Below are 12,446 nucleotides of genomic sequence, written 5' to 3'. Positions count from 1 at the left end.
TTAATTCATGCCTGTCAGATCAAGTCTAAACTATTACATTTTCTTGTGTTGTATTCATATCTGACACTCCTTTAAAACTTGTCTATATTTTTATCTTACTTTGTTTGCTTGTCAGATCAAGTCTAAACTATTACAATTTAAATGAAGAAGATAGTAAATCAATACTAAATTCTTTCACAGATTTTTTGGCTAACAGAAATGATAGCAATAATGACTCAGTCAAAGAATTTATTGTGAAGGAGTTAATAAAAGCTGAAATGAAATGTTTTTCATATAAGATTCAGGGATTACAACTGGCATCAAGTATAAGAGATACATTTTTATCCCCAAATCAGGGAATGTGTAATCAGACTCAAGGAGGAGTAAACGAGTATCAATTAACAAAGAAAGCTAAAGAAAAATACAAATTAACACCTAATCCTTCCATGAGTCACACTAATAGCACTCCGGTAAGTGTGAAGCAAGAAGCAATGTCTAGATAAAACTTTTAGCATAAAGTATCAGCTCCTCCTTTGTTAAAGTGTAGGAGCTGTCTTCCCAGTGTTGTCGTAGCAATTCCAAGTTTCTACCTAAATTTTTTCCTGGTTGATGACCTATAGTTATTAAATCATCACCAGATAAAGGAAATTTTGGAATGTTAAACATCTTAGCAAATGAAATATACTCATCAACATTTATTCCAGACTCAATACCACAAATCTTCATTAAGTCACAATATAATTCCTTACCAAATAAAGATATGTATTTCTTTTGCTCTTTTTCTGAAAGCTCTGTTTTGATATTGTTTGATAATAAAAATAATATTTTTTTCTTTTGCTTATTTGAAAGACGTAAAAACTTGCTCACTTCTTCCCCAAGACTAACTCTATCTTCAGCAGTCCTAATAAGCAACGCTAATTTTGTTAGTGCATCGATTGTGGGATCTAGGAAAGGCGTATGGCCATACGCTGAGGGTTTTGTAGGAGGTTTAGTGTTGATAAGAAGTGGTGAAGATAAAATTTCGCATTTTACTTCTTTTGGAATAATTTTTTGTAAAACATCAGATTTTTGCATGCTCTTAAGTGTTGGAGCAGGATCATTGCATTCCAAGAGTTTAAATATTTCTTCTCTTATTCTCTCTCCAGAGAGGTTTTGAATCATGTGCGAATGCTTTTTGCACACATCCAATATTTCATCACTTAAATCTCCTATGCATATTTTAGCGTGAAAACGAAACGCTCTTAAAATACGTAGATAGTCTTCCTTAATCCTATCTTCAGCGTTACCTATAAAGTTTAACTTTCGTGCTTTTAAGTCCTGAATGCCACCAAAGTAGTCGTATATATGGCCATATTTGTCTGCATAAAGAGCATTAAACGTAAAGTCGCGCCTTGAAGCATCAGCTTGCCAATCATTAGTAAATTCTACCTTCGCATGTCTACCGTCACACTTTACATCATGCCTTAGCGTTGTAATCTCAAAGGATCTTTTATTTAAAATCGCAGTAATAGTTCCATGTTTTAAGCCAGTTGGAATAGTTTTTATATTACGGAGTTTTAACGCTTTAACTGCTTGATTAGGCAGCAGATTAGTAGCAAGATCGATGTCGTGAATGTCACGCTGTAAAATTGAATCTCTAACACATCCACCAACAAGCCTTGCCTCACCACCAAATTTCTCTATGGCCTCAATAATTACACTAGTTTCGTGATCAATTTGCATTTAGGTTACACATACTGAAAATCATGTTACAAAAAATGCGAAACTTTTGCAAAAATCCTCATATAAAAATATATAGGCAGGAGAGTGGTAAAATAAGAGGGTAAAGTGATAGAGTAAGTCTACAACAAATCCAGTGCCTAGAAACTTATAAGTATAAAAGTAATGTTAAAATACAATGTTTTCGATGATTATAAAAAAGCTGGATGAGCTACTTGCATGACACCTTTGTAGCCTTCTCTTGTCATCCCAGTACCTGCTCAAGTAACTGACACTGGTTCCCTTTATGATGGTGTTATCCGAGTAGCTCATACAGCTTTTTATCAGGAACGTTGATTACTCTTTATTCTTCGCCCTTCCTGCACGTTTACGTTCATTTGGATCGAGGAACTTCTTACGCAAACGTATAGATTTTGGAGTTACTTCTACCAATTCATCATCGTCTATATATGCTATCATATCCTCCAGTGTCATTATTTTTGGTGGAGTAAGCTTTATAGCTTCATCGCTACCTGAAGCTCTTACGTTTGTTAATTGCTTACCTTTAAGTACATTTATTTCTAAATCATTGTCACGACTATGCTGACCGACAATCATACCACAATATACCTTATCTTGTGGCTTAACAAACATAATTCCCCTATCTTGCAGATTGAAAATTGCATACGCTACTGCTTCGCCTTTGTCTGTTGAAATTAAAACCCCATTACGCCTTCCGGAAATTGAACCTTTATGTGGAGCATAACTGTGAAATAAACGGTTGATTATACCAGTGCCGCGAGAATCAGTTAAAAATTCTCCTTGATAGCCAATTAATCCCCTTGATGGCACTAAAAATGTCAACCTAGTTCTGCCACTACCAGAAGGTCTCATGTCAGTTACTTCACCTTTTCGAAAGCTAAGTTTTTCCATGATGATTCCACTATACTCATCATCTACATCAATTACTACTTCCTCTATAGGTTCAAGTTTTTTGCCATCTTCTTCTTTAAACAGCACTCGAGGCCGTGAAACTGAAAGTTCAAAACCTTCCCTTCTCATATTTTCAATCAGTACCCCAAGCTGCAACTCACCACGTCCACCTACTTCAAATGCTTCACCACTTGGAGCCAAAGTTACAGTAATTGCAACGTTTGTTTCTGCTTCTGCATATAAACGATCTTTTATAACAGTTGAGGTAAGTTTTGTTCCCTCTTGCCCAGCAAAAGGTGAGTCATTCACGCTTATAGTAATCGCCATTGTTGGCGGGTCAACTGGAGTTGAGCTGATCGCAGTTGTAACTTCTGGTGCTGCTATAGTGTCTGAAACTGAAGCTTTCTCAAGTCCTGCAATGGCAATGATATCACCAGCTACAGCTTGCTCTACTGGAACGCGTTTTAAGCCAGAAAATGAGAGTAACTTAGTTAATCTCCCTCGCTCAACCACTTGACCATCAAGATCAATTACCTTAAGATCTGAGTTAACTTGCGCGATTCCTTGGTAGATCTTTCCTGTCAATATTCTGCCAAGAAATTTATCAGATTCAAGTAAAGTAACTAGCATAGCAAAAGGTGCATTTTGATCATAAACGGAAGGTTTTATGTAATCTATCACCGTTGAAAATAATGGGCTTAAATCTTTTCTCTCATCAGATAGCTCCTTAGCACACCAACCATTTCTACCTGAAGCATAGAGTACTGGAAAATCTAGTTGCTCGTTGGTTGCATCAAGGTTAAAAAATAACTCATATATTTCATTTAGTACTTCATCAATTCTGCTATCTGGTCGATCAACCTTATTGATTATCACAATCGGTTTTAAATTTGCCTTTAGTGCTTTTGACAACACAAACTTAGTCTGTGGCATTGGACCTTCTGCAGCATCAACCAGTAGTAATACACCATCTGCCATGCAGAGCACCCTTTCCACTTCTCCACCAAAATCCGCATGTCCTGGTGTATCAATGATATTGATTTTCTCATCACCCCACATTATTGACGTACATTTTGCAAGTATTGTAATCCCACGTTCGCGTTCTTGATCACCACTATCCATCACTCGTTCTTGAACTTCTTGATTCTCACGAAACGTGCCACTTTGTTTTAACATGTTATCAAGTAAAGTAGTTTTTCCGTGGTCAACGTGTGCAATTATTGCAATATTGCGGATTGATTTAAATTCACTCATTTCTTATCATTTCAAATTTAATTTAATAACAAGTATACGTATAATATATTTAGAGTAAATAACTAAAGCCGTGCTTTCAGAGTATTTTAGGCAGATCATGGAACTCTAACAAAAAGGTTTCATGTTCGCTGTACTTTGTAGCAACTAACACCAAGACAAAGAAGAATCTTGCTTTAGCAGTACATTTATATACAATTAAAATAAACTAAAGTAATCATTTAAATGCTAACAAGATTCGCTCCAAGCCCAACTGGCTACCTACATGTAGGAAACATACGCACTGCACTCATTTGTTGGATGTACACACGTAATCAAAATGGAAAATTTTTACTACGTTTTGATGATACTGATCTTGAGCGTTCAGATATCAAATATGTAGATAATATCATAGAAGACCTAAAATGGATTGGCATAAACTGGAATTCAAGTTTTAAGCAATCAGAGCGTTTTGAGCGCTATAACGAGGTGTTCTTACAGTTAATGAAAGAAGGTCATATTTATGCATGTTATGAAACAAGAGAAGAATTAGACACTAAACGAAAATTGCAATTAAAACAAGGTCTTCCCCCTGTTTACGATAGAGGTGCGTTGCTTCTAACTGAGCAAGAGAAAATTCGTTATGAGCAAGAAGGACGAAAACCACATTTCAGATTTAAATTGAATAGAAACGAAATTGTAAAATGGAATGATGAAGTTAAAGGTGAAATAAATATTGCAACAATTCACATTAGCGATCCTGTGGTAAAAAGAGAAGATGGAATTTATACATACATGTTACCTTCTGTTGTTGATGATGTTGACTTTAATGTAACCCATGTTGTACGCGGGGAAGATCATGTAACTAATACCGCAGTTCAGATCCAAATTATTAAAGCATTAAAAGCGAAAATTCCTATATTTGCTCACCTTCCCCTACTACATTTTGATGATAGCAAGATATCGAAACGGAAAGGTGGGTTGGATATTAAGTCCATAAGAGAAGATGAGATTGAGCCAATGGCGCTAATTAGCTATTTAGCAAAACTTGGCACATCTGATCCGATAGAAGCTCATGTTGATATGCAGTCTTTAATTAACTCATTTGATATTAAAAAATTTAGCTCAGCATCTGCACAATTCAGCTTGAGTGAAATGTATAAGCTAAATAGCAAAGTGCTGCAACAAATGCCATTTGAAATGGTGCAAGATCGTTTAAGTCAAATTGGCTCAGAGTTTTGGTATTTTATAAGGAGTAATATAGAAAAGTTTTCTGAGGTGGCCAAATGGTGGAAAACATGCAAATTTGGTATAGAGCCTGTGGTTCTTAATAAAGAGTTTATAAAAATAGCGCTAAGTTCATTGCCTAAAGGTGATTGTAATGAAAACACATTATCAGAGTGGGTTAAAAATATTCGACAGATAGTTGATATAAAGGCAAAAGATCTATTTATGCAGTTGCGCCTCGCTTTAACAGGAACAGAAACAGGTCCAGAACTCGCTAAATTATTAATTTTTATCGGTAGAGAGAGCATTGTTGCAAGGTTAGAAGAAAATCATACAAAAGGTTTAAATGCACCGAATGTATTTGAATGACACCAATAAGCATTGTTCAGGAAATGTGAAAATATTAGATTTCTTGTCATTCCAGTTTCTGCTCCTGTCATTCCAGTGCTTGACACTGGAATCCATAATCTTGCCAAAACGTTGTATTTTAAAATAACTTCTACACATATCCCATATTTCTGGATCCCAGTGTCAGCTACTTTCATGACAACATTTAGTTGTTTTTTCTCGTCTACCTTATTTTACTACTCTGCTGAACGAATAACACCAATAGTTAATCTCATGCTGAAAGATCATTTTATGGTCCAAGTCAGTTCTTTTACAAGTCACTTCCAAGCTCATCAAATTTTCTAAGATCTTCTTAAGTTCTGAAAGTTGCAAACTTTTCAAATGAGATTTAAAACTCTGCAATTGTTTGAAGAACAATGGAGGACTCAGCTGGTCAATTGCAGCTTGTTCATTCATTCCATTTTGTATTAACAGCAAAACGCTTTCTAGCCGTAGAAAATAATTTGATATAATACGGATTAATGCTATCGGTGAAAAATTCTCTTGTAATATCAATACATCGGAAATTTTGATGAATTGTCCCATGTCTTTACTCACTATTGCAGAGCACAGATTATCAAGTGTAACATAATCATTGCCGGAGGTTGAAAAGCATAGATCTATATCAGCAAGTTTAAGATCTTTTCTTTTTCCTAGATATAAAACTAATTTTTCAAGCTCTGAATATATAGGCAGTTTGCTATGATTAAAATAAGACTGCAAGTGGTAGATTATCTCACTTGTGCACTCTATATCATTTTGTTTCAAGTAACTTGATATAATATCACAAAGATTACTACCGCTGTCCTTATAGCAGGTAATGACACCGAAAATTTTTGAGCTTTCCATATAACTTTTAGTTGTAGAACTATATGGAAGATCATTTGCTATCATTACTATATAATGATCGCCTATATTATGATCCAATATGTTTCTTAACTCTTTAGATATACTTCCACTGACATTTATCAGCTTAACTAGCCTTTTTTTAGTAAACATCGAAATGTTTGCCAACTCGGAAAATAACAAGCCAGGCGACTTATTCACTACTGCAAAATCCATCACCTGAACTGAATACTCATTCAAGTTGGCAATTATTTCCTGTACAAAAATATCGACCTTACTATTGTCACTCCCATGAATTAATACACCACTTAAAGTATCGGGTTTCTCAAGGAATTTTTTAACTTTAGATGGCGTGATCCTCATGCCATCTATATTATATTATCACTACTTGGTGGTACATCATTTGATTGTACATCAGTTTCCAACAATTCTGAGCTTTTTTGATTTGCTGTATTCTGCATATCATCAGACACTTCTTTCTTTCCCGTAACATAATTATAAAAATTTTTTATAGGCTGTCCTATATATCTAGAAAAAAATCCTTTGGCCATATCTTTCACTCCACAAATTAACAATTAGCACATAAAAACAACGTAGCAAAAACTACTTTACGCTCAGATAGTTACACTCATTTGTTAATGAATTATGAACTTCCGAGACCAAAATTAAGTCGATCTACTTAACACCAATCTTATAAAATAAGCAATGATTAAATACACAGCTGCGATAAGTATAATTGCAGGTCCAGTTAATAAGTCAAAACTTGCAGATAATATCAAACCTGATACTCCAGAAATCACAGAAAAAACTGTTGCAACAATAATCATTTGCATTGGAGTTTTTGAAATGAGTCTTGCTGATGCAGCAGGTATTAACAAAAATGCAGCAATGAGTAATATTCCTATTAATTGAGCAGAAATTGCAATAAAGATAGCGAGTATAATCAAAAATTCTAGCCTAACAAAATTAACATGTACTTTCTCAACTGTTGCCAAATCTTGATTAATCGAAATCATCAGCCAATAGCGCCATCTAAATATTAATATCAAAGTAACTATTACGGAGGTTAGAAAAATTGATATTATATTACTTTGGTCAATCATTAATATGTCACCAAAAAGTGAGCTAATAATACTATTATTACCTGATGGAAGAAAAGACATAAGTATTAAACTCGATGATAAAACTACATTGGTAACTATGTTCAATATCGTATCAGCAGAGTATAATTTATTAAAATTAAGAGAAAGTAGTATAGCAAACATAATTGCAATGAGCATTATACTTACCGATGGGCTGATATTAAAGATCAAAGCAAGTGCAATACCAAGCAATGAAGAATGGGACAAACTATCACCTAAATACGATAACCTTTGCCATATCATAAATGACCCTAGAGCTCCTGTGACTAGGCTAATCATAATTACCGCAATTAGACTGTTTATAAAAAAACTCTGTGTAAATATCTCTAACATGCTATCAGATAACTGACAACAAATCTATCTTCAGATATTAAAACGTTATGGGTTCTGCATGCAGAACCCGTCGTCATAAATTCAAAATTTAAATTCTTTTGCTCCATAAGATAAGACTTCATTGAACAATCGCGTATCTTACCAGTACCTATTATCAAAATCTCTATTTCCTCTGTTAAAAAAGATTTAAAATACTCCTTGTTATTTATATCACTTTCTTTCAATTTAATCACCTTTTCAGGAAAAATTATAATTGAGCCATGATATTCTTGATTATTTACCCAAAATCTTTCTTCCCTGTAACCATCTATAAGATTTTTCTTCTTGGAAATTAAGGGCATAAATCAAACCATTAATTCCGTGTCGCACACCCACCATTCTGGATATTCCTTTTTGATATTTGCCGCTGCAGCTTTTGCACTTTCTTCACTATCAAACATTCCAAAACACCCTACACCACTACCTGACATACGAGAAAGTATAGAGCCTTCTTGTGACTCTAGTGTTGATATTACATTCTGAATTTCAGGTACAAGACTTATTGCTGCTTCTTGCAGGTCATTTTTTGTCTCTTTAAGAAGCTCTAACAAATTCTCCTCAGTGTTATCACTCCACTTAATTGGCTGAGAGAAATCCTCTTTATACTTGGAAAATACTTCTGATGTATTCAAAAACTTTTTTTTTGGTTTCACAAGTACCAGACTTATGGGTAAAGAGCATTGCTTAATGGGACATAATTCCTCACCAACACCTCTAACAAAAACTGGCTTACTATCTACACTTGCAGGCACATCAGCACCAACGCTTAAAGCTATATCATTTAAAATTTGCCTATCAATGTTCCAAAGCTCTCCCAGCATGCGTATCACAGCTCCAGCATCTGAGGAACCACTACCAAATCCCGCAGCAATTGGTACATTTTTTACAACCTTCACAGTGACTTTAGTGCGTACAGGAGCATGCCTAAGCAGTAGACTCAATGCTTTCGTTATAGTATTATATCGATAATTTATTTTAAACTCAGAGTTTACAAATTGAACTGTAGAGTTATCATATCTAAAGTTTTTTTCTCCTACTTTTATCTCTAAAAAATTAGAAAGTTTAGCAAAGACAACCAAACTTTCAATTAAATGATACCCTCTTTCTTCTCTATTTATAATATGTAAAAAAAGATTGATCTTTGCAGGAGCCTTTACACAAAAACTTTCCATCTGTATATCTTCACTAACACTATCTTATTTACTATACTTGAAATGCCACTTCAGTCAAACTTTATACACTCCTAATGAGATCAAATACCATAAATCCTAACTTCTCTGTATGGGTAAGTGCATCAGCTGGTACAGGTAAAACAAAGATCTTAATAGACAGAGTATTAAGACTTCTATTAGAGAATAAGAGAAATATTCTCTGCTTAACATTTACCAATGCTGCAGCAAATGAAATGGAGGATCGCATTTACAGTACACTTAGTAAGTGGGCAATATGTCCAGAGGGTATATTGGTCACAGATTTAGAACAATTAGCCCAGTGTGTGACCAGAGAAAATAAAGATTATTTAACAAGAGCAAGAAGGCTTTTTTCTGAACTGGAAAATATTGGTCTTAATATTCAAACTATACACGCCTTTTGTTATAAATTAATCTCCAGCTTTCCTACAGAAACTGGTATCGCTCCAAATTGTACGTTGAGCGAATGTAAAGAATTGCATTCCATCGTATTTGAAAAAACGCTTCATAATGAAACTGTGCAGGACGATATAAATATCATTGCAGCTGAAATTGATGAAAACAAGCTGAGTGATTTACTCTATACCTTATGTATAAAGAGATCAGCTCTAGAAAATAATTTAGGGTATATCAAAGATAAACTAAGTGCCCCAGATAAGATTCACGATTTACAGAGTGAAACGATTGAGCAGATAAAAAGATTAGCTAAAATATTAAGTGAGGGCAGCAAAAGAGATCAGAGTTACAGTGCGATACTTTATGATTGGTGTAATAGCACAAAATCGTCCGTACCAAATGTTGTCATCCCAGTAGCTGACACTGGGATCCATATTTCTTTTTTTCTGGATCCCAGTGTCAGCTACTGGGATGACAACAAGATAGAGAACTTAGCTAAAGTATTTCTCAAATCAGAATCGTACGAAAAAAAGAGCATATCATCCATTATAACAAAGGGTGCTTTGGAAAAATTTGAAGACGTAGAGCAAATGATAGAAAGCATTCAAAATGCATTGTTTACCCATGTAAAGGATATAAATTCTTATCAAATATTCGCAAGAACCAGTAGTTTACTTAGTATATTTAAAGTATATGTTGATCTATATAATAGTGAAAAATCAAAGAATGCACTGCTTGATTATGATGATATCATCAATTTAGCAACAAATCTCCTTAGCAATCCAGGCTATAAAGATTGGATATTGTTTAATCTAGATCAAAAAATAGACCACATTCTTGTTGACGAGGCACAAGACAATAGTATCAGTCAATGGAAAATTATAACAAATCTCTGCAATGAATTTTTTACCGGTGGTGACGAAAAGAGAACTTTATTCGTTGTTGGAGATGTAAAACAATCAATTTACAGATTTCAAGGAGCAAATCCCCATCTATTTAATTACATGCAGCAATATTTTCACACGAAAACCGGTGGCAGAGATTGGGTATCATGTCAACTTGAAAAGTCATTTCGCTCAACTCCAGAAGTTTTGATGCTTGTAGACAGAATATTTAACAATTTTCGTGAAGAAATATCTTTCAATGATAACAAGATAAAACATATTCCATATAGAGAAAACGATCAAGGGTACATTGAAATCTGGCCGTTACTGCCAAGGTATAAAGAGGAAGAGCAGCAAGCCTTACAAATTCATTTAATACAGAGGAAAGATTATGTAGTAACAGATCGATTACTTGCTCAGGCAATAGCCCAAAGAATTCACAATTGGTTAAACGAAGGGCGGATTTTAGTCGCCAAAGATCGTCATATAGAACCAAGGGATATTATGATTTTGGTACGGCAGCGAAATGTGTTAGTTGATTACATAATAAGTGAACTAAAAAAAGTAAATGTACCAGTTATAGGCCGAGATTATTTTAGAATTATGGATTACATAGCTGTGCAGGACTTAATAGCTTTAGCTGAATTTTTGCTCCTCCAGGCAAATGATCTTGCTCTTGCAAATGTTTTAAAATCACCGCTATTTAACTTTACTGAGGACGATTTATTCAATATTGCATATAATCGTAAAGAGCAGTCATTGTGGGAAAAAATTCATGATTATCATGAGGTTATTTATAGCGAATTAAACTATCTGATTAACTTATCTCAGACAAAATCCCCTCTTACATTATTCACGCATATATTACGCACAGGTAAAAAGAAATTTGCTGCAAGGCTAGGTCTTGAGTGCTTCGAGATTCTAGACGAATTTATGAACCTCGTATTGCAATTTGAGCACCCATCTCTTCAAGCATTTGTTCAGTGGATCAAAGAAAATAATCCTGAGATTAAAAACGATATGCAATCAGAACTCAATGCTGTACGAATAATGACAATTCATAAATCAAAAGGTCTACAAGCTCCAATAGTGTTTTTAGTTGACACAAATACAGTACCAAGAAACAGCGAAAATATTTTGTTTGATGCAACGGAAGCACCATTTTGGTGTGGCAAAAATAGTAATGCTTATTGTAATCAAGTAAAAAGAGAGAGAAAACTAGAGGATTATAACGAATATTTGCGTTTGCTGTACGTGGCACTTACGCGTGCTGAAGATGAGTTATACATTTTAGGCAAAGAGCCAGTGCAAAAGGGCTCTTGGTATGATCTAGTTATTCAATATGGAGCATTATATGAGAGGAAAAAACTATACTTACAGCCGATATTTAAAGAAAAAGTTGAAGTGCTATGCATGAATGCAAACTACCCTTCTATTTATAAAAAACGTGATTATTTTGATGTTCCAGTGATTTCACCTCCATCAAACCTATCAATGTCATTGCAGCACGTAACGCTGGAACCTGGAGAAAAAAAGCCAGTGTCAAGCACTGGGATGACAGATGAGAATGCTGGAATGACAAAAAGGAGCATTGGGACGACAGACAGCTATGCAAGAGGCTTAATAATTCACAGTATATTGCAATATATGCCCAAGATAGAGAAAGACAGGAGAAAAAATTGGGTTAGGAAATATCTTGATAGCATAAACACTAGTGAAGATAAGGATGAAATTTACAGCAAAATATTAACCTTTAATGAAAAATATGATTACCTGTTCAACTTGGAGGGCAAATCAGAAATTCCACTTAGTGGAACAATTGACGGAAAACCAGTATTAGTGCGGCTAGACAGACTGTGTATAACAGAAGACAAAGCAATCATAATTGACTATAAATCACACCATAACGTTTCTATTTCCTCATCAAATGAAATAAAAAAGCAAATGTTGATCTATAAAACCTTAGTGCAAGAAGTCTACCCAGATAAGCAGGTAGAGTGCGTGGTTATTTGGATGGAAGATTTAACTGTAATAGTTTAGACTTGATCTGACAGGCATGAATTAACTGACAGAAGAATTAACAAAGTCAAAACCAAAATCAGCATCCTGTTTAATGCTATCAATATTTTTCTGATAAGCAATATGCATACTATCAAAAAAGG

At 34.5% G+C, this 12,446-nt stretch carries 11 protein-coding genes; 3 read left to right on the top strand and 8 right to left on the bottom strand.

Annotation, left to right across the window (positions count from 1 at the left end; translation table 11 throughout):
- Positions 1–104: 104 nt before the first annotated feature.
- Entirely contained in the window at positions 105–482 is a 378-nt protein-coding gene (locus JR053_RS03925; protein ID WP_416603606.1) for a hypothetical protein, read from the top strand.
- Here JR053_RS03925 and JR053_RS03920 read toward each other — a convergent pair.
- Entirely contained in the window at positions 475–1,701 is a 1,227-nt protein-coding gene (locus tag JR053_RS03920) for a CCA tRNA nucleotidyltransferase (RefSeq protein WP_010401513.1), read from the bottom strand. The genes JR053_RS03925 and JR053_RS03920 overlap by 8 nt on opposite strands.
- A gap of 333 nt (positions 1,702–2,034) precedes the next feature.
- Positions 2,035–3,864, bottom strand: coding sequence for a translational GTPase TypA (gene typA / locus JR053_RS03915; RefSeq protein ID WP_007302691.1), 1,830 nt, complete (start codon positions 3,862–3,864; stop codon positions 2,035–2,037).
- A gap of 222 nt (positions 3,865–4,086) precedes the next feature.
- On the opposite strand from typA, the gene gltX reads away from it, so the two are divergent.
- Positions 4,087–5,436: a glutamate--tRNA ligase gene (gene gltX / locus JR053_RS03910; protein ID WP_010401524.1), complete on the top strand. Its 1,350-nt coding sequence runs from the start codon at positions 4,087–4,089 to the stop codon at positions 5,434–5,436.
- Here the strand turns inward: gltX and JR053_RS03905 are convergent.
- The 6 genes from JR053_RS03905 to JR053_RS03880 all read right to left on the bottom strand — a co-directional run bounded on the left by JR053_RS03905 (position 5,397) and on the right by JR053_RS03880 (position 8,986).
- Complete coding sequence (locus tag JR053_RS03905; protein ID WP_395461095.1) at positions 5,397–5,612, bottom strand: hypothetical protein; 216 nt, start codon at positions 5,610–5,612, stop codon at positions 5,397–5,399. The two genes, gltX and JR053_RS03905, sit on opposite strands and share 40 nt — an antisense overlap.
- A 31-nt stretch (positions 5,613–5,643) precedes the next feature.
- Positions 5,644–6,663, bottom strand: coding sequence for a DNA polymerase III subunit delta (gene holA, locus JR053_RS03900; RefSeq protein ID WP_007302689.1), 1,020 nt, complete (start codon positions 6,661–6,663; stop codon positions 5,644–5,646).
- A 5-nt stretch (positions 6,664–6,668) separates the two neighbouring features.
- Positions 6,669–6,851: a hypothetical protein gene (locus tag JR053_RS03895; protein ID WP_010406711.1), complete on the bottom strand. Its 183-nt coding sequence runs from the start codon at positions 6,849–6,851 to the stop codon at positions 6,669–6,671.
- A gap of 114 nt (positions 6,852–6,965) precedes the next feature.
- On the bottom strand, positions 6,966–7,775 hold the full coding sequence (locus JR053_RS03890; RefSeq protein ID WP_007302687.1) for a metal ABC transporter permease: 810 nt from the start codon (positions 7,773–7,775) through the stop codon (positions 6,966–6,968).
- Positions 7,769–8,116: an Mth938-like domain-containing protein gene (locus JR053_RS03885; protein WP_017532635.1), complete on the bottom strand. Its 348-nt coding sequence runs from the start codon at positions 8,114–8,116 to the stop codon at positions 7,769–7,771. Before JR053_RS03885 ends, JR053_RS03890 begins: the two co-directional genes overlap by 7 nt.
- A gap of 3 nt (positions 8,117–8,119) precedes the next feature.
- Positions 8,120–8,986, bottom strand: coding sequence for a 4-(cytidine 5'-diphospho)-2-C-methyl-D-erythritol kinase (locus JR053_RS03880; RefSeq protein ID WP_010406717.1), 867 nt, complete (start codon positions 8,984–8,986; stop codon positions 8,120–8,122).
- A 74-nt stretch (positions 8,987–9,060) separates the two neighbouring features.
- On the opposite strand from JR053_RS03880, the gene JR053_RS03875 reads away from it, so the two are divergent.
- Positions 9,061–12,324, top strand: coding sequence for a UvrD-helicase domain-containing protein (locus tag JR053_RS03875; protein WP_416603601.1), 3,264 nt, complete (start codon positions 9,061–9,063; stop codon positions 12,322–12,324).
- Positions 12,325–12,446 lie beyond the last annotated feature (122 nt).

The sequence above is a fragment of the Wolbachia endosymbiont of Nasonia vitripennis genome, assembly GCF_048054115.1.
Lineage (GTDB): Bacteria > Pseudomonadota > Alphaproteobacteria > Rickettsiales > Anaplasmataceae > Wolbachia.
This window is presented reverse-complemented; position numbering and strand designations above follow the sequence as displayed.

What these genes read in the sequence shown, in the direction of transcription:
- JR053_RS03895 (WP_010406711.1), bottom strand. Translation starts at nt 6,851, where the DNA reads ATGGCCAAAGGATTTTTTTCTAGATATATAGGACAGCCTATAAAAAAT.
- JR053_RS03885 (WP_017532635.1), bottom strand. Translation starts at nt 8,116, where the DNA reads ATGCCCTTAATTTCCAAGAAGAAAAATCTTATAGATGGTTACAGGGAA.
- gltX (WP_010401524.1), top strand. Translation starts at nt 4,087, where the DNA reads ATGCTAACAAGATTCGCTCCAAGCCCAACTGGCTACCTACATGTAGGA.
- JR053_RS03890 (WP_007302687.1), bottom strand. Translation starts at nt 7,775, where the DNA reads ATGTTAGAGATATTTACACAGAGTTTTTTTATAAACAGTCTAATTGCG.
- JR053_RS03875 (WP_416603601.1), top strand. Translation starts at nt 9,061, where the DNA reads ATGAGATCAAATACCATAAATCCTAACTTCTCTGTATGGGTAAGTGCA.
- JR053_RS03905 (WP_395461095.1), bottom strand. Translation starts at nt 5,612, where the DNA reads ATGAAAGTAGCTGACACTGGGATCCAGAAATATGGGATATGTGTAGAA.
- holA (WP_007302689.1), bottom strand. Translation starts at nt 6,663, where the DNA reads ATGAGGATCACGCCATCTAAAGTTAAAAAATTCCTTGAGAAACCCGAT.
- JR053_RS03920 (WP_010401513.1), bottom strand. Translation starts at nt 1,701, where the DNA reads ATGCAAATTGATCACGAAACTAGTGTAATTATTGAGGCCATAGAGAAA.
- typA (WP_007302691.1), bottom strand. Translation starts at nt 3,864, where the DNA reads ATGAGTGAATTTAAATCAATCCGCAATATTGCAATAATTGCACACGTT.
- JR053_RS03880 (WP_010406717.1), bottom strand. Translation starts at nt 8,986, where the DNA reads ATGGAAAGTTTTTGTGTAAAGGCTCCTGCAAAGATCAATCTTTTTTTA.